This is a genomic window from Nostoc sp. DedQUE08 (assembly GCF_034530895.1).
In the GTDB taxonomy this organism is placed as follows: Bacteria; Cyanobacteriota; Cyanobacteriia; order Cyanobacteriales; family Nostocaceae; genus Nostoc.
In genome coordinates, this window is record NZ_JAVRCD010000006.1 from 181507 (window position 1) to 206671 (window position 25165).

Consider the following 25165-nt stretch of genomic DNA (forward strand, 5'->3'; position numbering starts at 1 on the left):
ATGTATTTGGCAAGCGTAACTCAAGATGCTTGCCCCAGATGGGTTGACAAAAAGATATAACACCTGCTAGAGGATTCAACTTTTTCTACAAGCTTGCTTCATCAAGATACGGTTGTTTTTATACACCTCTAAAGTTCCAGACTGCGGGTTATCCAACGTGCCATCCCACACCCAGTATTGATAAATTCCACTCCGAAACTTATACACTCGAACACCTTCTGTCGCTTGGCTAGTTCCTTTGCCCAAACTTAAATTACCGTTGGGACTAGTGGCGCGATAAAGTAGTTCACCTGAAGTATAATTCTGCCAAATATTTACGTTGTAGCCGCCCCGGCATTTCGTACTTAGGACGATGCCAGCAGTAGAATCAGCAGAAGCTTTTAAGGAAAAATTAGCTAAGATACTGATTGGCAGAGCAAGAAGTAAGACAGATTTTTTCATGAGTGTTACAAAATTAATGAGTTTGACATTCTTACCTACCAAATCCCAGAAAACCCCTTTTTCGCTCAAGACATCGTTTTGCGGATTCATGACGACTACTGCGATGTCATTCTTGTTAATGTTCATGGTTTTTCTTGTTGTTTTTCACCGTTCTCTTTCTTAAAAACTACCCACGATATGCAGCGTTTTTCCAGTGATTCCAAATCAGAATATCTTGGTTGCCAGGGCGATCGCGGTGGGCGAATTATCTAGCAGTAGTCACCCCAGTTCAGACTTTGACACCACTGCTTAAATACTGTTTCAAAAACGCCAAAGTGCGATCGCGTGCTAATTCTGCAACTTATTTGCGATCGGCGGAACTAAGTGCTTGATTGATTAAAGGTGCAATGATAGCGATATTTTTCACCAACTCATCCGAGAGAGAAAATCGCTGTTTTAAGTAATTAGGATCGTTGTAACTCACCCAAACCTTGCTGTCAGTCGCTTCCCATGCCAGTACTTTCAGGGGTAAATCCAGGGCGATCGTTGGTTCTGCCACCATGAGGGAAGTTCCGGCTTTCGGGTTGCCAAACAGCAACAACTGTGTAGGACACAGGCTTAGTCCGACTTTTTCGGCTTCAGCCTGTTGATCGATGCGGGCAAAAATGGTGATGCCTTTTACTTGAAGGACGGCTTCTAATCGATCAATGGTTACAGGCACTGAATATTGACTAAGCTGGCTAATGATGCCGTTGTTTGCATTCATAGCAGTGGATTTCTTGTAGGATAAAAACTGGGTGATATGGTCGTTGGGCTTTTCAAAGATTGAGGTCTGACAATCCGGGGCGATCGTCAGGACGACGACCCAGTATCGAATGGCACTAAGAAAAGATGAAACAAGCGCCAGGGCAGGGTGTAGGGGGTAGGGTGTTGGGTGTAGTGTTAAGAAAATTGAATTTTAGTGCATCAAATAGAACAACATCTTTTTCCAACCCTTAACCCCACACCCTACACCCTATACCCAAAAGCCAGTAATATCAAGGGTTTACGCTTATCTTAGTGCCATTCGACCCAGTATCCAGTGGTATTTGCGATCGCGTAGCGTCTCCTAATGCCTCCAGCACGCTTGCGCGAACGGAGAATCGCTTTGGTGAATTGGTAGGTCGTTGATGCTGGCAATACGCCATCGCATGAATCCATAGATTTCAAGTTGGTGGAGTACACAAACTAAGTCTCAAAGCCAGGTATGAACCCTGTTTTACTTCTGGATTCTGAATTCTGCTGTAAGTGCGTGCCGACCGAATTACCTCAAAAGCAGTTTAATACAGATCAATGACTACCACCCGCGATGTGCAGCGCTTCCGCAGAAGCCCCCGTCACAACTGCGATTTTTCCCTCTAGTAGTCTGCCAAGGAAACGCAAGCGTTGTGGTCAGCAGAGGAGCAAAGGGGCAGAGGGGCAGGGGGGAAAGACTTACTGCAATTGTTCTCCCCTGCTCCCACTAGCAAACCTGCTCCCTTGCTTACCTCCACGTAGCAATTTTGGGTTGGTACACTACTAGTTTTTTTATGATGATTTCTTAAGATCGGGTAGCGTGAACTCCACAGTTTCGCTAGTGATTACTTTGTGCGTGGGGTCAGCTAGTTCGATCAGCACCTTGTGTACGCCAGATTCCAGTCCGACCAGGATGATCGTTTCTCCACTGGAATCGACAAAGTGCCACGGCGCATCGTCAACGGTGATGTGGATATGACCGATGCGCGGCGATACTTCGAGGGCACTTTTGCCGAACACCGGCAACACACGCAAATTCTCCGTCCGGTACTGGATAAAGACGCGACCCTGTGCCAATGGTTCGGGAAGCGGTGGATCAACAATCAGCTTGGGTGGTGCTTCGTTTTCAATCGTAATCAACGGTGGTGATCCAATAATGTCCCTAGCGCTCGGTGTGTGGCTGTTCATAGCAGGTAATTACCTGAGAGTAGTTTGTATTACGATCCATTTAAAGGTGAAACGGCGCAGAGTCATCGCTCCAGAGAAGCCATTAACGTTTCTTTGATGCGAGTTCCCAAACCGCTGTTGCGAACGCTTTGGGATCTTCCTGGGGCAGGTTATGACCGACGTTTGGAATGACCCGATGCTGACGTTCGCCGCTAAACTTCGCTGCCGTCGATTTCCCATCGGTTGCTGGCACAACACCATTTACATCCCCGTCCAGCGTGATCGTCGGCACCGTAATGGTCGGTTGCGCGGCGAGTCGCTGCTCAAGTTCCTCATATATGGGATAGCCGGCAGCAAGTCCAAGGCGATGGCGGTAGGAATGAATAACGACCTTCACATAATCGGGGTTGTCGAAGGCGCTGGCGTGTTGATCGAGCGTTGCCTCGTCAAAGTGCCAGTTCGGCGAATTGCGAGTCCAGAGAATCCTCGCAATCTCACGTCTGTTAGCCGTCAATCCGGCACGTCCGCGCTCAGTCTGGAAATAGTATTGGTACCAGATCCCGGATTCGATCGCGGGTGAAAGTGGCAGCCCTGCTTTGGCAATATCCTGGATCAGGTAGCTATTGACGGACACCAGACCTGTGCATCGTTCAGGCCAGAGAGCCGCAACAACGCAAGCGGCTCGTCCACCCCAGTCATAGCCAGCAAGCACAGCACGGTTCAGCTGCAATGCATCCATCAAAGCGATCGCATCGACACCGATCGCGGCTTGCTGCCCGGAGCGTGGTGTGGCGCTGTCAATAAAACGGGTTGATCCATGTCCCCGCAGGTAGGGAACAATGACCCGACATCCACGTGCAGTAAGCATTGGTGCAACGTTAATGTAGCTATCGATAGAATACGGAAACCCATGCAGCAGCAACACCGGAGATCCATCGTTCGGCCCTGCTTCGTAGTAACCGATGTCGAGGACACCCGCTTTGATCTGCTTGATGGGAGTAAACCTAAATTCAGATCGTTTGGGCTTGTCGAAGCTTGCGTGTGCGGTACCCATGAGTGCCATTTCTGTGAAAATGCTTGCTGCCGCCGTTCCCAGAAAGCGGCGGCGGTTCTGTTTAATTGCTTTGAGCATAGGGTTGACTCTTTGGATTGATTAATGAGGAATGAGGCGATTGCACAAAGCACAGTCGCTTTACCCTTTTTTTCCCTACGCTAACTCGGTGAGCAGCAAAGCGATAGAAGCTGTTTACAGACGCACTCACTTTCGTTATGGATGGAAGAAACGAGTCAAATCCTCTTCCCTTCTGCCTCCTGCCTTGGTTCTTAGGAGAGCATCTTTTCCCTTCCCCAAAAACCTCGATCGCATCCTATTGCAGATGTTTCTTCAATTCAGCAGCAGCTTGAACAAACAGAGAGCGGACTTCTGGCAGTTCGGCTAAACCATTGAGCAGTCCAAAGTCATGAATCATGCCGTTGTACTGCACCGTTGTCACCTCTACCCCAGCTTCATCGAGCTTGCGTCCGTAGGCTGTGCCTTCGTCATGCAAAATATCGCTTTCTGCAACCGCAATTAATGCTGGAGGCAAGCCTTTGAGTTGCTCAACCGTCGCTTGTAAGGGAGATGCGTAGATGTCTTTGCGCTTTTCTGGGTCAGGGATGTACAGGTCATACATCCACTTCATCGTGGGTACGGTTAGGTATCGTTTGTCGCCGAATTGATGATAAGAATTCGTTTCAAAATCGGCATCGACGATTGGCCACATCATGATGTGTAGCTTGATGTGTGGCCCTCCGTTTTCTTTCGCCTTCAAAGCAGTGACAGCTGTCATATTTCCGCCGACACTGTTGCCGACCACTGCCAGATTCTTGCCATCTACACCAATCTCCTCACCATGCTCGGCAACCCATTTGGTCGCAGCATAAATCTCATTGATCGCTTGTGGGTACTGAGCATCTGGCGTGCGCGTATAGTTGACAAAGACTCCTGCAAACCCTGAAAGCACAACCAGATCGCGAACCATCCGCTTGTGTGTTGGATAATCACCCAACACCCAACCACCACCATGAATAAAGATGAAAACAGGCAATGTACCTTTGACACCTTCCGGTCGCACGATGTTGAGCGTAATCGAATAACCGTCAGCAGTAATTGTCTTCTCAGACTCTTCAATGCCTGAAAGGTCTACTGGAACGGAAGCCTGTGCATCTACGAGAACTTGACGCGCTTCGAGTGGAGGTAATGTCTCTAGAGGCACACCTCCTGAGTTCAGCACTTTCAAAAATGCCTTCACCCCTTTAGAAAGACGTGGATCATCTGCAACTTCCAAAATCTTTGCTTGTGAATTTACTTGAGCAACCATGACATTCTCCTTTGATAATTAGTAAACAATCTGTTGAAATGACACTGTTAAGTGAATTGGTTTAACAGTGATGCTCGATCGGCAGCGATCGTGAAATGGCGATCGCTTTCTACTGACATCGTTTAAGAGCCAGAATTATTTGTTACTGGTGAAAAAGTTGTTAACCTAGCGCGTCGCTGCCTCGATCGGTTGTTTCCACACCGCAGCAGCATAGAGCGAGTCCTCAAAATCGGGGGCAATATCGCCTGTGATACGTGCCTCATGATGCGCCCAGTCCTTAAAGAACAAGTCGTGACTGATGCGCGATACTATTGCAGGTACGTCGCGGCGGATGCTATGGATGTCACCAACTGGCAATCCGAAGCTGACCAAACCAGCAGGATTAAATACGTGAATGTCTTTCAGATAAGGGGCAGTACCAGGTACTTTTTCTTGGTATTCGTGGGCGCTACCGAGGTAAGGATGTGCCGCCAAACCGTCGTCGCGCAGTCCTTCTGGTGGCTGGTAGCGATCGCGCCAGAGGGCAATATGTTGGGCAAAGTCGGCTAGTTCGGGACGCTTGGTTGGGTCAACGAAGTAACCAGTGCCAGCGATCGCAAAATCAAACTCGAAAACATCATCGTTCACCTGGATGGCAATGCGTTCGCCCAGTTTCCGTGCCGATTTCCAAGGTGCAGATAGATGGATGTGAAAGTTCGGGAAAGCGATCGCTCGCTTAATCGAGTTCGGGGGTGGCGCGGTGCCTGCTTGATGAAAGCGCCAAGCCTGGAGCCAGCGGGCTGCATCGGGTAGTTGGGGATAGTTGTCGTAAGCACCAGGGTAATCCCGTACCCGAAGGAGTGACAGAGATGCGATCGCCGATCGCCGTACAAATAAATGTACTGCCTTAGCTCCCGATTCCAGCGCCACTCCTGCTGCATCGAAAGCTGAAGCCGCCGCACCCAGCACCGCCACAGTCTTACCGCGCAGTGCTTCAAAATCGATCGCATCGGCGGTATGCGCGTACAACGTGCGGGGTAAGTCAGCCAGTATTGGAGGTATGTTCGGGCCACCCGTGCCAGCCACGCCATTGGCGAAGATAATTTTGCGCGTAGTCTCTAAGAGCGGGACACCGTTTACCTCAAGGTGTAGGCGGAAGAAACCTGCGACTGGTTCAATCCGCACCAACTTCGTCTGGTAACGAACCTGGATACCCAGGAAATGCCGATACCAACTGAGGTACTCAGCCCAAGTCACTCGCCCAATGCGATCAATCTTCGCGTAGGCTGCCGCACCGTGCCGCGCTTCGTACCAGGCTTGAAAGGATAATTCTGGGATGCCTAGTTCTGGGCCAGGCAGATGTTTCGGTGTGCGGAGCGTTCTCATCCGCGCTCGCGTCAACCACACGCCTGCATGAGCCTCGTCATCGGCTGCATCAATCTCCGTCACACGACCGATCCCAGCACGTCGTAGCGCAAATACAAAGGTGCTACCGCTACCGCTGCCACCTATGATAGTGACATTATGATCGATGCCAGGGCGATCGGGTACCCAGTTTTCGGGATCGGGACCGAGCAGGCGTAGTGCCTCGCAAGCAGCAAAATCGAAATTGCTCGTTGTTGTCATGTCGATCTCCTCAGATATCGTTGTGATGGATGAAAAAATCGGAATAGTAGACAATTAAGCTGTTACTAGTAGTACGCCAAGGCAACGCAAGCGGGGTAAAGGGGAAGGGTGAAAGGGACTCATGTTTTTTATCCCTTACCATGAGTCCCTTTTCCCTTTACCCAACCTCACAAGCGCATTTTTGGGTTGGCAGACCACTAGGTTCTTATTCGCGAGTTTGGATTCGCTAAAGCGTGTTATGGACAACTGCCAGAAGCTAGAAAAGGGTTCGTGTTGCTACCACATCGTTTAAAGCTAGAAATCCCAGGCTGTTTTCTAACGGTGCTGTATCGATTGCTGCCATGACCAATCCTCCTTAATTTTTCACTAAAAGCCCTTACAAAGGTAGGTATTTTTTATTTTTTTAGAGAATTGGTATAATCTATCATTTCCACCGATCAGGTGAGAACAGATTGCAGTCGTGATGTGAGAAATTGATCGATATAGTTTGCGATCGCATCCCCATCCTCTTCCAGGGCAAAATGTCCGGTATCGAGTAGATGGAACTCAACGTCTTTCAAGTCACGCTGGTAGGGATAAGCACCGTCAGCAGGAAAAATGTAGTCGTTCTTGCCCCAAACAATCAGGGTAGGGGGTTGATGTTTGCGGAAATACTCTTGCCATTGGGGATAGAGCGGTGGATTGGTACCATAGCTATACAGCAGTGCCAGTTGAATCTCACCGTTGCCGGGGCGATCGAGGAAATGTTGATCGATAGTCCAGGTATCGGGGCTGATCGCTTCTAGATTGCGAACACCATTGGTATATTGCCACTTCGTTGCTTCCAGGGTGACAAGATATTTGAGCTTTTCAGCATTTTCAGGCGATCGCTCTTGCCAGTATGCCTTAATTGGTTCCCAGAATTCGCGCAGACCTTCCTCGTAAGCATTGCCATTTTGAACAATTAGAGATTGCACGCGCTCTGGATATTTAGCGGCAATCCGATAGCCAATCGGCGCACCATAATCCATCACATAAAGGCTGTACTTTTTGAGAGCGATCGCAGCAATGAATTTTTCCACAATCTGGGCCAAGCGATCGAACGTGTAATCAAATTCATTTACAGTTGGCATCGAACTGTTGCCGTAGCCAGGGTAGTCAGGCGCAACAAGATGGAATTTATCAGCAAGTGCTGGTATGAGATTGCGGAACATGTGAGACGACGTTGGGAAGCCGTGCAATAACAGAATCGTTGGATTATCACGGGAACCCGCTTCACGGTAGAAGATATCTAAACCATTGATCGAAACGGTGCGATATGTAGTCATGGGATTACTCTTTGTAAGCGATCAAAGCCTTTTGAACTTCAAATTTGTGCCATACCGCCATCGACAAACAACTCAATGCCGTTCACAAAGCTGCTGTCATCTGAAGCTAGAAAAACAACGGCTTTGGCAATCTCATCGGGTGTGCCGACTCGTCCCAGTGGGATGGTGCTGGCTTGGCTGTCCACAAATTCTTGCAACTGCTGGTCATTCAGTCCCAAATGGTCGTAACCAGGAGTCGGAACCACACCAGGGCTAATGGCATTCACTCGGATCTTGCGTTCTCTAAGGTCGAGTATCCAATTTCGAGCAAACGATCTCACGGCGGCTTTAGTAGCGCTGTAAACACTAAAAGCTGGCGTACCTTTTATAGAAGTAATCGAAGCATTCAGGATAATAGAAGCGCCCTCTGGCAACAGTGGCAGTGCCTTTTGTACGGTGAACAGCAGACCTTTGACATTTACGTTGAATGTTTTGTCAAAGTGTTCCTCAGTGATTGCTCCAAGTGGGGCAATTTGTCCACCGCCAGCATTAGCGAAGATGATATCGAGGTGTCCTTGTTCTTGCTTAATGGTGGCAAACAGACGATCGAGGTCTGCCAGATTAGAAACATCGCTCTGCACAGCCGTAACATTTTTACCGATGGCTTCTACAGCAGCATCCAGTTCGGCTTGGCGACGACCTGTGATGTAGACATAGGCACCTTCAGCAACAAACTGTTTGGCTGTGGCAAGACCGATACCACTGTTGCCACCCGTGACAAGGGCGATTTTTCCTTCTAGTTTTTTCATTATGCTAATCCTTCGATTGTTGGGTTTAAAGCAGTCAGTTGCTAATGGAGAGTGGAGTCAGCAGGAAGAATAGTCAGCCCGTATCAGGGAGCTAGGGCGATCGTCTTTTGAATATCTGCATCTGTAATTGGGGGTAGGGGTGCAGTGGGATCGTTCGCTGGAGTCTCCACGATGCGAGGCTTATTGAATACTAACTAATCTCTAAGGGATATCTCCAGGTACACCCAGAATTTCGTCGCCAATTTCGGTAGAGATGCGAATGAACAATTCCAAATCAGGTGCCTCATTCTCGTTTAGCGTCCCTGTTGCAGCAATTAGTTGAGCAAAGGCACTGGGGGCAGAAACGACTAACGCACGAGCTGGTCGATCGCCGAGTGTAGCAACAACATGGGGTATGCCCATAGGAATCAGAACACTTTCACCTATGCCTAGCACAACCTTGTTTTTACCAAGCCAGACAGTGTACTCTCCTTGGAGCACATAAAGTTGTTCGGAATAGCGTGTATGGCGATGGGGTGGAGTCTGCATACCAGGAGGAGAATAGCCTTCAATCAGGTCGTATTTACCATCAGTCGTGGTGCGATCGGCGAGGATGGTGAGGCGAGAACCAAGAAGCCAGAACGATTGTGTCATGGAATAGATATTTCTAATGAATTGTGTCATGAATGCTCAAGCTTGCGACTCAAATAAAGCAGGCGTTCATACCGTCAATGCCAGTACGTCATAGAAACCGAGCGCTAAAGCGAAGCGTCCGATAAACTCTTGAAAAAAGAGATTTCCGAACTCCTAAATAGATGAGTGTGTCAGATTTTGAACATTAAGCTTGTTAAGAACACTTTGCGAAGTACGCTCCGCTTTAATTAAATCTGCTGCCTTCTCAGAAATCATGATAGTGGGTGCGTTTGTGTTGCCTGTGGTAATTGTTGGCATGATTGATGCATCAACCACACGAAGACCTTGAATTCCATGTACCCGTAGTTCAGGGTTTACCACTGCCATTGGGTCAATGCCCATTTTGCAAGTGCCAACCGGATGCCATACAGTGCTGCAAGTGTCCCGAATGTAAGCTTCGAGTGCTGCATCAATCTGAATTTGGGAACCTGGAGCAATTTCTTTGCCACGAAACTCATCAAAGGCACTGGTTTGAAACAATTGGCGCATTAATTTAATTCCCTCAACCAGCTTCTGCACATCGGCTTGACTTTGTAGATAATTCATCCGAATGTTTGGTGGATCTTTGGGGTCAGGCGATCGCAAACCGATACTGCCAACATTTTGGAGACGGGTAAGAGAGACTGCACCTGTAAATCCAAAATCAGCAGGAGTATAACCAGGTGACAAGAATTGAATCGGGCCGAAAAAGAACTGCAAATCGGGTGTGGCCTCCACATTCCCCTTGCTATGCAAAAATAATCCGGCTTCAACTCCATTACTGGTAATGGCAGGGTGTATATCTTGAGTAGCTGCTTGAACGACACAAGTGAGAATGTGATCCTGAAGGTTTTGACCGACACCCGGCAAATCTGCAATCACAGAAATTCCCATCGCTTGCAGATATTCTGCATCCCCAATACCAGAAAGCATTAGCAGTTTGGGCGAATCAAACGTACCCGTACTTAAAATCACTTCTTGGTTGACTCTGACCTGGTGGAGCCTACCTTCATGCAGATATTCTACTCCCACACAGCGAGTGCCTTCAAACAGCAATCGCGTCACCAATGCCCCAGTCGTTACAGTCAAATTGGGACGATGGAAAATGGGTAGAAGAAAAGCAGCAGCAGCACTGTGCCGTTTACCATCTTTGACCGTCAACTGATAAAGTCCTACCCCTTGTTGCTGTACACCATTAAAATCAGGATTGTAGTTGTATCCCATTGATACACAGGCATCTACAAAGCGTTGGGAAACCACAGCAGGGGACATCAAATCGGTAACGCTCAACTCCCCATCAACCCCGTGAAATTCTGACGCGCCTCGCTGCTGCTGCTCCGATTTCTTGAAATAGGGCAAGGCATCAAGGTACGACCAACCGGGATTTCCTAATTCCTGCCAGCGATCGTAATCTTGAGGATTGCCCCGGACATACATCATGAAATTAATCGAACTGCTGCCCCCCAAGACTTTGCCACGGGAACAAAACATTTTGCGGTAATTCAGGTAGGGTTCCGGCTCAGAAACGTAACCCCAATCTACTTCAGAGCCTATTAGGCTAAAGCACTGCGCCGGAATTTGAATTTCTGGTTTTGTAGCTGGGTTGCCCGCTTCGAGGAGTAACACGGTTGTGTCACAGTCTTCGGTTAGACGATTGGCAACCACACAACCAGCCGAACCTGCACCAATTACAATGTAGTCATAATTAGTCATAAAGTTCTCTTCCTCTGTTATCTACAATGGATAAATGGAGTCAAGAATGAACTGATTTAAAGAGCGATCGCTGAAATACTGTTAGTCAATAACTAGGTCTGTTCTATTTATTTGTACTGAGAAACTGCTTCTCTTACAATTGCGATTACTTCACAGCAGTACTTGCTGCTTCAATCACTTTGGCAACCTCTTTTGGATGAGAGATAAAAGGAACATGGCTGGAGTTAACTTCGGTTGTCTTAGCATTAATCCGTTTAGCCATAAATCGTTGAAGTTCAGGGTTGATGGCGCGATCGCTTTGAGTCACGATAAACCAGGAAGGAATCGTTTTCCAGGCGATTTCATTCACTGATTGCTCAAAGGCTGCGCTGGCGATCGGCTTTTGGGTTGCTGCCATCACTCGCGCCTCAGCCTTTGATACGTCCTGGGCAAAAAATTCGTGAAACTTCCCGCGATCTACATAGAGAAAGTTTGCAGCATCAGATACGATCGCCGTACTAATCGGAGGTGCTGCGTACCTTTTATTCAAGTCACTCGTCTTTTCACCGACATCTGGTGCGAAAGCATTAACATAAACCAGAGCTTTCACCTGTGAATTGCCAGCCGCCGCGCCCGTGATCACATTTCCACCATAGGAATGTCCGACTACAACAACAGAACCCTTTTGAGCCTCAATCACCCGCTTCGTCGTTGCCACATCATCAGCAAGCGAGGTCAGCGGAATCTGCACAGCAGTTACTCTATAGCCATCTTTCTCCAACAATGGAATAACGTGTTGCCATGATGTACCATCAGCATAAGCCCCATGAACGAGAACGATCGCAGGTTTAGAGTTGGACGCTTGAGGTAATTCCTTGGAGGTGGCTGATGTTGGATGCATTGATATGACAACGACAACACTTAATGCAAATAACCACAGCAACAATTTTTGAACTTTTTTCCATGTAAAAACTATCATTGCAATCGCCTCTGTATTCTTGCTAAATTGCTCAAATCTTTGGTTCTTGTTGTCCGTATAGAAGTTAGGAAATACTCTCTGCCGAAATACTTATTAAGATAAGCACTAAAAACATTAATCATTTGCAGCAACAATGGCTGCCATTATCTGCTCAACAGTCCAGCGATCGAGATAGCGAATTCCATTAATAAACAAAGCGGGCGCAGCCTCCACTCCACTTCGCAGTCCACCTTCGATGTCCGCATTGATCCGATTGACATACCTTCCCCTGGATAAATCCTGCAAAAATTGAGAAATATCAAGTCCTAAACGATTGGCATACTCCACTAGATAGCCATTTCCCAATTCCTGTTGATAGATAAACAGCATCTCATGCATTTGCCAAAACTGCCCTTGAGCCGCTGCTGCTTCTGCGGCTTGTGCTGCCCTTTGAGCATGTGGATGAATCTGAATTTGTGGAAAATGACGGAAGATAAAACATAAATAATTCTCCCCTAAAGAAACACTAAGTTGTCGCCCAATGACTTTAATCAGCCTGTCAACATTTGCACTCTCTTGAGATTGATAGTCCCCATACATCACCAACACTACAATCGCATTCAGTACACCTTTTATGCGATCTTGTGTTGAAGGTGGGACGAATAACAAACTGCGATCGCTCTCAAAACTCACTGAGACCTCCGAAAAAGAAAATGCTCATCGCCAGCGATCTCTTCTGAAATCCTTGTACTACCTGAGCTAAAATCTAGTTTTTGGAAAGGTCTAAATCATTCAGAAGAAAATTAGATGGTGCGTTAACGAAATGTAATAAGGTATACCAGAAACCTCTCTTCAAAGCCTCTTTCTACTTCGAGGAGAGGCTTTGAAATTCCCATTCCCTTGTAGGGAAGGGGGCTAGGGGGGTTAGGTTTCCGAGCCTCAGAAGTTACCAAAAATACTTTTCAAACATCCTCTAAGGCTTAAAAACACGAACGGTAACAGCCTGCTAGCAAAGTTTTTTTCTTATCTAGAGCAGCATTTCTATTTTGAGATTAAGTTTGTTTGATGCTGTAATTAATTTTCAGGGCATCGTCTCCTAATGTATTGTGCTTTTTAATCGCTGTGTTTAAGGTAGGTGCATTCAGATTATTATTTAGAGTCACACCCTGATTGATTTTGGCAATAGCAGAGTTTCCAGAGAAAGCTATTGCGCCAACGATTACGACTCCTAAACCTTTAGCCAAATTCCAAACATGCATAATTGTATTCCGCCTTTTTTACCAATTCTAAATATTCTTTGGCATCAATTAACTAGAGGATTTCGCCGCCAGTGAGCAACTAAACGTTTACATACTTTTGTTGAAGCTTTGGCGGCTTTGTGTACAAATATATGCAATTAACTCTAACTTGTCGTCCTCTAAAAGTTGAAACTTTTGCTCAATAGAGTGATTGATAAATCAGTCCATCTCAAAATGGAAGGTTGCCTCCAACTAAAGTTGGAATCCAAATTTCAACTTGAGTACAACTTATTTACAAATTGACAATCCCACGCTTAACAGCAGTAATCACAGCTTGTGTGCGATCGCTCACGCCCAGTTTGCTCAAAATGCGATTCACATGAGATTTGACGGTACTTTCACCAATAATCAAAGCAGTCCCAATTTCCTGATTACCCATTCCTTGTGCCATCAAACGCAACACTTCCAACTCTCGTTCACTCAGTTCTGGATTGCTCATTCGCTGCAATAATTTTGCGCCCACTTCTGGCGGAATGTATTTCTGACCATTATGAATAGCGCGAATCGCATTCAAAAGCTCGCCAGGTTTAGCATCCTTAAGCAGATAGCCTTGAGCGCCCGCCTGTAAACCGCGATAGATATCTTCATCGCCATCGTAGGTTGTGAGTACCGCGATCCGAGCCTGCTTAAATTCAGCACAAATCGCCATAATTGCTTCAACACCTCCCATTTTGGGCATTCGTAAATCCATTAGTGTGACATCAGGTTGGTATTCTCGAAACAAGGCGATCGCCTGTTGCCCATCTTCTGCTTGAGCGATCGCTGTCATTTCTGGATCGCGGTTAATGATGGTTGCTAGACCCTTTCTGACTATGGCATGGTCATCAACAATTAGCACCCGAATCGTAGTGGATTGGCTCATTATAATTCTCACTCAAGGGTTGATGGTGACAATAATTTCTGTTCCTTGACCAGGTTGGCTTTGAATCAATAGTTGTGCGCCAATGCGCTCTGCCCGTTCGCTCATTCCTAATAAGCCAAACCCACCGCTCAAAGGAGTGCTACCTACTCCAAAGCCCCTGCCATCGTCTTTAACCCGTAAAATACACTGTGTTTCGTTATACACTAACTCAACCCGAATTTCGGCAGCATCAGCGTATTTAATCGCATTGGTTAATGCTTCCTGCCCAATTCTAAGTAAGTTATTCTCCACTTCGGCTGATAAGGAATAGGCTATACCCTGAGTTTCGCAAATCAGAGCCGTGTCGGTCGTTGCTAGCATTTGAGCCACAATACGATGCAAGGCACTCTCTAAATTACCTTCTTCTAGTAGCCGCGGACGGAGTGCTGATACGGATCGCCGTGTCCCTGCCAGCCCAGCGCGTGCTAGTTCCTCAATCATTTCCAGATGTGCTTGGGTTGCTTCTGGGTCGTCCGCCAGCACTTGTGTTGCTGCTCCAACTTGAAGCAGAATACCTGTGAAAGATTGAGCTAGTGTATCATGAATTTCTCGCGCCATCCGGTTGCGTTCTTCTAAGATAGAAGTGTGTTCAGCTCGTTTACGATCGCTAATATCTGTCATGAGACTGTAGAAACCTCTTACCTGAGCATTGTCATCGAAATCAGGAATAAAGGTGGCGCTGATGCACCGCTTATCATCAGGAAAAGGGATTTCTGCTTCTAGAGGGACAGTTTGCCCTGCAAAAACCTGATTAATATACGGCTCAACCCGTTCATAAACCGCCTCACCGAGCAGTTGACGAACAGGGTTGCCCAAAATTTGATCGCGGCTACGGTTGAACCAAACCTCATAGGTACGGTTGATAAATTGAAAGCAGCAATTGGCATCGACGTAGCTAATCAAAACGGGTAGAGCGTCGGCAATCAGTCGTAATTCCTGCTCCTGTAAGCGAAGCTCCTCGTAGACACCGCGTAGCTCTGCTTCGTTTGCCTGCAATGCTGTCGTTCGTTGGGCAACTTGTTGCTCTAGGGTGCGATTGTATTCTGCTAAAAGCTTCTCTGCTTGTTTACGTTCGGTGATGTCTTGAAAGGCTGCGATCGCATACAGAATGTTGCCAGACTCATCAAAAATTGGAGTTCCCCAACTTTCGATCGGAATGATGCGATTCCCCTGATGAATTTCGATATCATCCACACTGCCCTGTTCGCCGTTTAGCGCTCGCCTAATCATCAGTTGTTCGGTTGGGTAGGGGCGATCGGTTCCTGCCACATAGAGTTGATAGACCTCGGCAATTTGCTCTGGGGTGACAGACGGCAGCACGCCCTTGCCCAAGAGTTGGATTGCCTTCTGATTTGCGTAATAAGGGCGGCCTGTTGCATCCATAACTACAATTCCTACCGGAACCGACTCTAAAATTTTCTGGAGGCGGGTTTCACTTTGGGCGAGGGTCTGGTTTAAAGACTGCATTTTGGCAAATGCGATTTGAAGCTGCTGTGCCATCTGGTTGAACGATCGAGCCAGTTCGCCCAAATCGCCCGATCGCTCAATTTCTACCGTCTGATCCCATGCACCGTCTGCTAGCGCTTTTGCCGATTGACTGACGCTGACAATCGGTTTAGCGATCCATCGGGCAATCAAAATGCAGATCGCAATGCCAAGCAGCAAAGCCGCAATACAAAGCAGAATCGTCGTGTGGATGCTTTGATTAATCTTGGCCATGAAATCGGATTCAGGCAACACCGTGACAATCAGCCAATCCAGCCCACGATTATCTTTGAATGGCACCACCTGAAGCAACTGCCGCCTGCCATCGAACTTAAAATCAAGCTGTTCCGTAGTCTGAATCTGCCACAAATCTCTAAAATTATCGCGCAAATAGGCAGCAGTAGCTCGCACGGTAGGGTTACGGCTCTCAACTGCGGACAATCGATTTGCCGCCGCCCCACTACTAATAATCGCCTCTCCAGTGGAGGTGGCAACCAGTTGCCCCGATCGCTCTAGAATAAAGGCGATGCCTGTCTTGCCAATTTGCAGGCTAGCCAAAAAAAGGCTCATCTCATTAGGCAGAAATACATCGGTGGCACAGACTCCCAACAGCGATCGATCGGCTGTGCTATAGACAGGCGTACTGGCGGTGATCGTTGGCAACTGGCTAGCAAAGTCGGCATAAATTCCACTCCAGATTGGTTCGCCTGCCGTCACTGCTGCTTTATACCAGGGACGAACCCGCGCATCGAAAGCTTTGTTGCCTTGACTGATTAACTGGTCTCGCTGACCATTGCGATCGAGGCTGTAGCCGTAGAGTTGACGATCTGTAGCAACATTACTCGACCGCAGTTCAATTGAGCGATCGCCAGGGCTACGCCGCACCCCTAGAAGAGAACCTTTGCGATCGCCACAGTAGATATCACTCACCATTGGATAAATCTGAATTTGCTGCCAGAGTGGAAATTCACCTTTGACTGCGCTAGGGTCAATTTTTCCCTGAGCGAAGGTGCTGGCATTGAGCCGATTGATGTTATGGGGTATCTCGGTATAGGTTTGTAGTTTGCCTTCGATCCGGTTTGTCAGTTCGCGCCGCAGTTGACTGGCGAGATCGCTGATGGCTTCCTGTCTATTTTGGAAGGAAAAATACCCCACTAAGCCGACTGTCACCAAAGTTTGCAGCACAAACGGCACAATCAAAACCGTCTGCAATGGCACCGTTCTGGAAACTTGAGCTACAACTTGCTTGAGAAGACTGCTCATCAATCAGATTCCTCATTTACGGCAGTTCGCGCACGTTAGTCCATTTATTGACGAAAATACTAGCCATGAGAAACTCCAATAATCGCAACAAGTAGCGGCTCAAGCTCTAAAGCGTCTCTATAACGCACACCATTGATAAATAAAGCCGGAGTGCTAACTACCCCACTATCCATTCCGCTGGCAATGTCTTGATTGATGCGATCGACATGCACTTTTTGGGCAATCTCTCGAATAAACTGAGTTACATCAAGCCCTAAATTGTCAGCGTATTCTGCTAAATACCCATCTTCTAGCTCTTGCTGATGCTTCAATAGCATCTCGTGCATCTGCCAAAACTGCCCTTGTGCTGCTGCTGCTTCTGTCGCTGCTGCTGCCTTTTGAGCTTGAGGATGGATTTGAGGTTGAGGAAAATGTCGGAATACAAAGCATAGAGAATCTCTCCCGAATAAGGTCGCCTCAAGCTGGCGTTGAATTGCCTGAATTGAGGTATAAAGTTCATTACATTGGGGACACTGATAATCCCCATACTCAACAAGCACAACGCAAGCATTCAACGATCCTTGCCGATGGTCTTGCTCAGAAGGAAGTACAACTAATTGATTGCGCTCTGCTTCGCACTTACCGCAAGGGTCGCCGGGTGTGTCGTCAGGAATAACATCGCTCATTCTAAATCTTTGAGGAAAAGAAATTCATCGTGTACACTCTGAAATTTCTTCCCTTCAAGCCTATAGTCGTTATATGAGATTAATGTATGAGACTTGCTTAGGCTTGTCGTCAATTCAGGGTCTGTATTTTAATCAACAAAATGATTGAGGATGAGTCAATTTGAGGGAGTAGAACGAATAAAACTCAGGTTTGATTGCCTCACAGACTAAAATATGATGGTTAACCCAGGCAGAAGTACCATCTTTGCTTTCACAAGCTAGCAATTCCGCGTTTCAACGCAATAATGGCTGCCTGGGTGCGATCTTTGACATCTAGCTTGCTTAAAATTCGGTTGATATGAGTCTTCACTGTACTTTCACTAATATTGAGAGCAGTGCTAATTTCCTGGTTGCTCATGCCCTGTCCAACTAACTGGAGAACTTCTAACTCACGATCGCTCAGTTCTGGAGCAGTTATCCGTTGGACTAGCTTGGCAGCTACGTTGATGGGAATATACTGTTGTCCCCTGGTCACTGTCCGAATTGCTGTCAATAGTTCCTCTGGCTCAGAGTCCTTCAGTAAATATCCCTTTGCCCCGGCTCGCAATCCTTGATAAATCTCTTCATCGGTGTCATACGTGGTCAGCACGATAATTCGGGCATTGGGAAACTCATTGCAAATGACCGTAATCGCTTGAACACCTCCCATTTCGGGCATCCGTAAATCCATCAAAGTCACATCAGGTTGCTGTTGCTGAAAAACTGCGATCGCCTCATGCCCATTTCGCCCCTGACCAACAATGACAATATCTGGAGCCTCCTCTAACATTCCGATCAACCCCTGGCGGACAACAGGATGATCGTCCACAACCAGAACGCGAATGCTACTAGGCTGATTCATGCTGACTTACCCTCGATTAATAGATACCATAATTTCTGTCCCTTGCCCTAAGTCACTTTGAATCTTTAATTTAGCTCTAATGCGTTCAGCCCGTTCTGCCATCCCCAGTAGACCAAAGCCATTCCGCATCGCTTGGTTTTCTACCTTAAATCCTTGCCCATCGTCTTGAATTCGCAAGCTGCATTGGGTCAGTTCATAGATCAGTTCAATGCGGATTTCACTTGCATTAGCATGTTTGATTGCATTTGTCAAAGCTTCCTGTCCAATCCGAAACAGATTATTTTCCAGATCGGAGGATAGGGGATAGGGTGTACCCATGACTTCGTAGACGATTTGGGTTGCGATCGAGGAGTCTAATTGAGCAGTAAGATGGCTTAAGGCATCCTGTAAGTTACTGCTCTCTAAAAGGTATGGGCGGTGTAGTGCCTCTACTGAACGACGTGCCTCCGCAAGCCCAGAACGGGCTAAGTCGAGGATCTGAGTCAGGAGAGTTTGCGCTTTTTCTGGGTCTGCCGTTACCTTATTGGCGGCAGAGCGAGCATGAATGATAATACCTGTAAACGCTTGGGCTAAAGTGTCGTGAATTTCCCGCGCCATGTGATTGCGCTCTTCTAGAATCGAGGCTTCTTCAGCTCGTTTGCGATCGCTGATATCTCTTGCCAGCCAAATGACAGAATGTTCTGAAATGGGCGAGATGCGAGTTGCAAACCAGGTTTTCCACCCTCCCACGATCGAGCTATACTCAACCGTTAGGGGCTGCTGAGTGCTTAATGCTTGCCGAATACAGCCAAGAAATGTATCGGCTTGCGATCGCTCAAAAATTTCGGAAAATGTTCGACCCACCTGTTCGTCAATCGGGTTAGATAATTTCTCTGACTCGATCAGGCTTGCTCTCAAAATCCGCCCTTCTGCATTTACTACCAAGAGCGGATCGGGCATTGCACAAAAGAGCGCCCGAAGTTCTGCTTCGGAGGCTTGCAACGCTTCTTCTGCCTGTTTGCGTCTAATTCCTAATGCAATCTCACGGGCTGAAAACTCCAACGCCTCAAAGTTAGACGACGGAATGGGATGTCGAGTAAACATCCCTATCACGCCAACAAGCTGCTCATCCAGCAGTATCGGATAGCCCGCAAATGCCACCATGCCTTCTCGTTTTGCCCATTCTTTATCAATGGATGATTCATCAAACACATTGTTAGTCAACAGAGGACAGCGTTCCTGAGCAATTTGTCCAACTTTGAGGCCACCTACAGGAATTCGACTGTATTCACCGTCAAGACGGGTATACATCCCCGCACTGGCTTGTAACTCCAAAACATTCTTGTCTTTATTTAGCGTCCAAATCCGAGCAAATGCCGCATTAAAGTGCTTAACAACGGCTTGGGTACAGCGATGCAGCATCAAGGGCAAACTAGCACTTTGAGCCAAGGCACTATCCACATCGGCGCGAAAATCGGAGAGGATTGCCTGTTCCCGAAATTGAGCCTCGGACTGACGCAACACTTCTTCTGCTTGTTTGCGTTCGCTAATATCTGTCATGATACTGTAGAAGCCTCTGACTTGAGCATTGTCATCGAAATCAGGGATCAAGGTCGCGCTGATGCACCGCTTGCCAAGCCCAAAAGGGATCTCTGTTTCTAGAGATACTGTTTGCCCTGCAAACACCTGATTAATGTACGGCTCAATTCGTTGATAAACTGCCTCACCGAGAAGTTGGCGAACAGGGTTGCCCAGAATTTCATTGCGGCTACGATTAAACCAGACCTCATAGGTATGGTTGATGAATTGATAACATCGATTGGCATCTACATAGCCGATCAGAACTGGTAGAGCATTGGCAATCAGTCGTAATTCCTGTTCCCGATGGCGCAATTCTGCTTCACTTTGCTGTAAAGCTGCCGTTCGTTGGGCTACTTGTTGCTCCAAGGTACGATTGTAATTGGCTAAGAGATGTTCGGTTTGTTTGCGCTCTGTGATGTCTTGAAAGGCTGCGATCGCATAAACCACATTGCCCTGTTCGTCAAAGACTGGAGTTCCCCATGCCTCAGATGGAATAGTTGCGTTGTTTTGGCGAATATCTATATCGTCAGTCCTGGTGCGTTCGCCACTCAACGCCCGGATAATTGGCAGTTTCTCTGACGGATAGATTTGATCCGTTCCCGTCACGTAAAATTGATAAATTTCTGAAAGTTGCTCTGGTGTCGCAGCAGGATCGACGCCTTTACCCATAAGCTCAATTCCCCGCTGATTGACATAGTAAGGGCGACCTGTCGCGTCAATAATGCCAATTCCCACTGGAATCGCTTCTAAAAATTGAGTCATCTGACTTTCGCTAGCGCGGAGCTTTGAGTAGAGTTTGGCATTCTCGATCGCGATCGCTGCTTGAGTAGAAAGTAGATTCAGAACTTGCGATCGCGTAGCGTCTCCTAATGCCTCCGGCACGCTTGCGCGAACGGAGACTCGATCTGGTGTAAATGCTCCAGCCGCTAATTTATTTTCTAGATACAACACGCCCACTAGCTTACCTTGATTGAGCAGAGGTAAACATAAAATTGATTGAGTTTGATTCTGTTGAATATATGGCTCATTAATAAAATTACCTTCACGAGTAGCATCATTTAAGATGACAGATTCATGAGTACGAATAACATAATTAATAATTGATTCAGGTAGATGATTTGCAGTTGGGATAGATTGCAGCACTTGTGTAACATAGACATTCTCACCCTCATTAAGTTCACTAGACGCTTCAATCACCCATTTTCCTGAGTTTTCTAAAATCAAAAATCCTGTTTGTGCGCCAGCATTTTCGATTAATATCTTCATCAAGGAACAAAGCAGCCGATCTAGTTCAATTTCGCTCGAAATCGCCTGAGTTGCCTTCATCACTGCCGTTAAATCAAAAGCGATGTGTGAGGTATTAGAAGTGGTTTCAGCAGTAGTGCAGATTGGTGTGAAAGCCACGCTCGACTGTTCAGGAAATAGCTGCGGATAGCGAGTTTCTAAATCTCTCACTTTCGCAGTTGCTCCCCACCGTTCATAGCAGTAGTGAGCTTCTTTCATGTAGGTTTGGGCGATCTTTTGCCGACCTCGCACTAGATAATGTTTAGCAGCTAACTCGTATGCTAACACTTCTTCCTGGATATATTGATTTTCCCTGGCTCCTTGAATTGCTTGTTCATAGAATTCCTCTGCTTCAAACCACTGACTCAGAACTCGTGCAGTCTCTGCTTGCACCAGATGATATTTATGCAAACAATTCATTGGCGCATACTGTGCCCATTGCTTCATTTTCTCCTGACTAACCGTAACTTTTTTGAGGATTTCCTCTTGCACTTGAGTGCTGCTTTCAGAGTATATGGCGAGTCTTGCCAGCGCATCATATAGATAGTAAAAAGGAGCAACAGGTGTGCCTGTTATTCGGATTAAATAACGTTCTGCTATGGTTGAGTTTTTAACTGCCTGAGCGTACTCAGAAAATAGGTAACACAGGATAAGTTTATTGAAATAGACATCAAAGGTTGACGTTCCATCATTTGCTATTTCATGTTGTGGCAATCCATTTTCTTCATTGTAGAATTCGCCAACTAGACGAGTTGGGCTGACCGAAAAGCCCATCAAATTTGCGATCGCCTGCTGATATATTTGGTTCCAGGTTAGCGCCGTTTTCTGTTTGATTTGACGAATTGCTTCATTGTATTTCGTCATCTCGCGCTCAACTTCTACGAGTTCCTTTCCAACTGCATAGAATTGGAAGCAATAACAATGAGCACAATAAGCAGCAAACTCTAAATCTCCAACTTCTAAACCTTTTTGGTAGGCTTCTAGCAAGGGCTGGATTGTGTTTTTAATATGCTTTTTCCAATGAATAATAAAGTTATTCACAATGAGTAATGTTCTAGCTCTGAGAGAATGAACATTAAGGTGTGACAATAGATTTAGCGCAAGTTGTCCAAACTCGTACCCAATCTCAATGTTCCCACTCGTTCCACAAAGAATTAATCCGTAAAAAGCATAGGCAAAGGGAGATACAACAGCATTACCAGATTGAATAGATAAGTTTACTTGTTTAGACACAAGCAGAGGCATCAAATCAGGAGCCGCAACATAGGCAGCGATCGTGATGCTTGATAAGATTCGCATCGCCGCCAACTTGTCTGGTTCGGTCATTTTCGGCAAATAGAGCAAGTTCTCGATTGGCTTCTCGCCAATGAGTGATGCGATCGCATCTAGCTCAAGCTGAATGTCTGACTGAGTTGGCGTTTGGGGAAAACTGATTCCCAGTTGCTGTAAAACTTGCAATCCAGTGTTGATTGCTTCTAATGGCTGGTTCTGCGCGATGTCAGTTTGAATTTTGACTTCGTAAACTTTCACGATGTCGAGAACCGTTTTGGCTGCTTGCAGAACGATCGCCGCCCAGGATTCTACCTGCTCAAATTCGCCACACAAATACGCGACTTCTGTTGTTTGGGTATATAACTCTAAGGTCAGTTCATAGTTAGTTTGCCAACTGGAGTCTGCCAGCCATGCTCTACCTCTGGCTAAATAGTTTTGAGCCACACTATAGGCGATCGCAGCTTTTGCTTTCTGTCCTGTGATTAAATTTAATCTAGCAATTTCATTGCGTTCTAGTCGATCTGTGACAAGCTCAATTCCATGATTAAGATGATCGACAATTTCAAACAGTCGGTCTGATAGTCTCTCTAGCAAAGTTTTTTGGAGGAGATTGCGACCAATTTGTAAATGAACAAATTGTTTTTGCGACTCATCGATTAAGGTGTATGAGGCTTGTTGCACGCGATCGTGCAAGAACTTATACTCTTGAATTAACAAGTTTTCATCTAATTCAGATAGTGGTTGAATTAATCCAACTTGTATAGCTGCTAGTAAATCTTGAAAAACCGTTTCAGGTGGTCGATCGCAAACAATCGATAGAGTATCTAAATTAAATTCAGCGCCGACGCAAGCAGCTAACCGAAGAATTTGCTGTGTATTTTCTGGCAGTTTCTTCAACTTGTGAAGCATCAACTCCACCACATTATCGGTAATATTCTGGGCTTGAATATCAGTTATGTTCCATTGCCAACATAAGTGTTCAGCATCAAATGTCAGCAGATTCTCGCTATACAGCATTCTCAAAAATTCATTGACAAAGAACGGATTGCCCTCAGTTTTACGCAAAACTAACTCAGCTAAGGGACGAACGATGTCTGCATTCCGATGTAGTGTCTCGGCAATCAACTGATTCAACGGCTCAAGCGTTAAGGGTGCTAAGATAATTTCCTGAAGTACTGCCCCTTGTTTTCGCAGTCTCTCTAGCATTAATGCTAATGGATGCGTTGGATTTACTTCATTATCTCGATAAGCTCCAATTAAAAATAGTGATTGGGTTTGCTCATCCAGCAGAATCAATTCAATTAACTTCAGCGTTGCTGAGTCTATCCACTGCAAATCATCTAAGAATATCACCAGGGGATGTGATTCTGAACAAAACACCCGCACGAACTGCCCAAAGATTCGATGAAAGCGATTTTGAGCTTCAGTTGCTCCAATTTCTGGTACGGGTGGCTGCTTGCCGATAATTAATTCAACTTCGGGGATCGCATCAATGATGATTTGTGCGTTGTTTCCCAAAGCTGTGAGTAAGAGCGATCGCCACTGTTGCACTTGTTCGTCTGGTTCACTGAGCAATTGCTGCACCAATTTTTGCAGAGCATCTGCGATCGCGCTGTAGGGAATATTGCGCCCAAATTGATCGAATTTACCAGAGATAAAATAGCCGCGCTTTTGGGTAATTGGTTTATAGATTTCTTGCACTAACGCAGATTTACCTACTCCCGCATAGCCAGATACCAACATCATTTCGACTTGGAATTTTGATTTGCCTGTTTGTTCCCTTTGTGAAGTTGTTTCTGAATTGTTTGGTAAAGAAGCAACGCGATTTGACTCTGGACAGGCTACACGATCAAATGCCGCCAGTAACATTGCAACTTCCTTATCCCGTCCATACAGTTTTTGGGAAATTTGAAACTGACCCGAAACGTCTTGAAGCGCCAGTTGAATGCTAGAGATTTGACCGATTTGTGCTAATTGTTCAGCACAGATTTCTAAATCCGCTTTGATGCCCCAGGCACTTTGATAGCGATTTTCAGCATTTTTCGCCATCAGTTTGAGAATGATATCTGAAACTGGCTTGGGAATCGTTGTATTTATTTCATTAGGCGGAATAGGATGTTTGGCAATATGACAATGGACTAGCTCCAGCACGTCTGTAGTGGGAAATGGTAGTTGTCCGGTGAGCAGTTCGTAAAATGTCACACCAAGGGAGTAAAAATCGGTGCGGTAATCGAGTAAACGGTTCATCCGCCCGGTTTGCTCTGGAGATAGGTATGCGAGTGTCCCTTCTAAAACATGAGGACTTTTGAAAGTCGGATTCGTGCGGTTAAATTGGGTAGCAATTCCAAAGTCAATAATTTTGATAACGCCAGTATCCAGATTGAGGACTATGTTTCCAGGGTTGATATCTTTATGAATGATATTGGCTGCATGGATTCTGCCTAGAATGTCGGTGAGGGCGATCGCAAGACCGAGAAAAGTGGATAAGGGCATGGGGCAGAAGTTCTCTGGGTACTTGTGCATCCATTTCTCTAGGGACTCTCCCCCAAAATCTTCTAAGAGAATCACCAGAGTGCGTTGATAGTCCTGCTGGCTGTATGCTTTGATAACTCCTTCTAATTTTAGGGAGCGGGTAATTTTATATTCCTGTCTGTAGCGAGTCAGTTCTTGGGGAGAAGGATAATCAAGCTTTAGCATTTTTACGGCGATCCCTACTCCATCGTCTCTGATGCCCCGATAAACTAGAGAGTTAGAACTTTCATATATCTTGTTTTGAATGGCAATACCAGGTAGAGCAATCATAGAGCAACTCTTGAGAGTATGATCTGGCATAAC

The 25165-nt window shown here is 46.4% G+C and carries 19 protein-coding genes; all 19 read right to left on the reverse strand.

Annotated elements, in window-relative coordinates:
- Window positions 1-75: 75 nt before the first annotated feature.
- The 19 genes from RMY64_RS06145 to RMY64_RS06235 all read right to left on the reverse strand — a co-directional run bounded on the left by RMY64_RS06145 (window position 76) and on the right by RMY64_RS06235 (window position 25132).
- The gene (locus tag RMY64_RS06145) at window positions 76-567 is read right to left on the reverse strand and encodes a hypothetical protein (protein WP_322674589.1); all 492 of its coding nucleotides are present in this window, start codon (window positions 565-567) and stop codon (window positions 76-78) included.
- A gap of 214 nt (window positions 568-781) precedes the next feature.
- Complete coding sequence (locus RMY64_RS06150) at window positions 782-1186, reverse strand: DUF302 domain-containing protein (RefSeq protein WP_322674590.1); 405 nt, start codon at window positions 1184-1186, stop codon at window positions 782-784.
- 290 nt (window positions 1187-1476) lie between these two features.
- A complete protein-coding gene (locus RMY64_RS06155) occupies window positions 1477-1620 on the reverse strand; it encodes a hypothetical protein (RefSeq protein WP_322674591.1) in 144 nt (47 codons plus the stop codon).
- Between the two features lie 366 nt (window positions 1621-1986).
- A complete protein-coding gene (locus RMY64_RS06160; protein ID WP_322674592.1) occupies window positions 1987-2382 on the reverse strand; it encodes a DUF6130 family protein in 396 nt (131 codons plus the stop codon).
- An 82-nt stretch (window positions 2383-2464) separates the two neighbouring features.
- Entirely contained in the window at window positions 2465-3493 is a 1029-nt protein-coding gene (locus RMY64_RS06165; protein ID WP_322699603.1) for an alpha/beta hydrolase, read from the reverse strand.
- Between the two features lie 235 nt (window positions 3494-3728).
- Entirely contained in the window at window positions 3729-4634 is a 906-nt protein-coding gene (locus tag RMY64_RS06170; RefSeq protein WP_322674594.1) for an alpha/beta hydrolase, read from the reverse strand.
- Between the two features lie 252 nt (window positions 4635-4886).
- Window positions 4887-6326 carry a SidA/IucD/PvdA family monooxygenase gene (locus RMY64_RS06175; protein ID WP_322699604.1) on the reverse strand — a complete coding sequence of 480 codons (1440 nt, stop codon included), beginning with the start codon at window positions 6324-6326 and terminating at the stop codon, window positions 4887-4889.
- Window positions 6327-6763: 437 nt separating this feature from the next.
- Complete coding sequence (locus tag RMY64_RS06180; RefSeq protein ID WP_322699605.1) at window positions 6764-7633, reverse strand: alpha/beta hydrolase; 870 nt, start codon at window positions 7631-7633, stop codon at window positions 6764-6766.
- Window positions 7634-7671: 38 nt separating this feature from the next.
- Window positions 7672-8421, reverse strand: a complete 750-nt coding sequence (locus tag RMY64_RS06185) for a glucose 1-dehydrogenase (RefSeq protein WP_322699606.1) — start codon at window positions 8419-8421, stop codon at window positions 7672-7674.
- 201 nt (window positions 8422-8622) lie between these two features.
- Window positions 8623-9084 carry a cupin domain-containing protein gene (locus tag RMY64_RS06190; protein ID WP_322674599.1) on the reverse strand — a complete coding sequence of 154 codons (462 nt, stop codon included), beginning with the start codon at window positions 9082-9084 and terminating at the stop codon, window positions 8623-8625.
- A 123-nt stretch (window positions 9085-9207) separates the two neighbouring features.
- Window positions 9208-10785, reverse strand: coding sequence for a GMC family oxidoreductase (locus RMY64_RS06195; protein WP_322699607.1), 1578 nt, complete (start codon window positions 10783-10785; stop codon window positions 9208-9210).
- Window positions 10786-10930: 145 nt separating this feature from the next.
- Window positions 10931-11743: an alpha/beta hydrolase gene (locus RMY64_RS06200; RefSeq protein WP_322685815.1), complete on the reverse strand. Its 813-nt coding sequence runs from the start codon at window positions 11741-11743 to the stop codon at window positions 10931-10933.
- 114 nt (window positions 11744-11857) lie between these two features.
- Complete coding sequence (locus tag RMY64_RS06205; RefSeq protein ID WP_322685816.1) at window positions 11858-12415, reverse strand: DsbA family protein; 558 nt, start codon at window positions 12413-12415, stop codon at window positions 11858-11860.
- Between the two features lie 359 nt (window positions 12416-12774).
- A complete protein-coding gene (locus RMY64_RS06210; RefSeq protein WP_322699608.1) occupies window positions 12775-12981 on the reverse strand; it encodes a hypothetical protein in 207 nt (68 codons plus the stop codon).
- A gap of 271 nt (window positions 12982-13252) precedes the next feature.
- Window positions 13253-13882, reverse strand: coding sequence for a response regulator transcription factor (locus RMY64_RS06215; protein ID WP_322685817.1), 630 nt, complete (start codon window positions 13880-13882; stop codon window positions 13253-13255).
- Between the two features lie 12 nt (window positions 13883-13894).
- On the reverse strand, window positions 13895-16669 hold the full coding sequence (locus RMY64_RS06220; protein WP_322699609.1) for a PAS domain-containing protein: 2775 nt from the start codon (window positions 16667-16669) through the stop codon (window positions 13895-13897).
- Window positions 16670-16728: 59 nt separating this feature from the next.
- Window positions 16729-17334: a DsbA family protein gene (locus RMY64_RS06225; protein ID WP_322699610.1), complete on the reverse strand. Its 606-nt coding sequence runs from the start codon at window positions 17332-17334 to the stop codon at window positions 16729-16731.
- A gap of 250 nt (window positions 17335-17584) precedes the next feature.
- On the reverse strand, window positions 17585-18214 hold the full coding sequence (locus RMY64_RS06230) for a response regulator transcription factor (RefSeq protein ID WP_322699611.1): 630 nt from the start codon (window positions 18212-18214) through the stop codon (window positions 17585-17587).
- Between the two features lie 6 nt (window positions 18215-18220).
- On the reverse strand, window positions 18221-25132 hold the full coding sequence (locus tag RMY64_RS06235; protein WP_322699612.1) for an AAA family ATPase: 6912 nt from the start codon (window positions 25130-25132) through the stop codon (window positions 18221-18223).
- Window positions 25133-25165 lie beyond the last annotated feature (33 nt).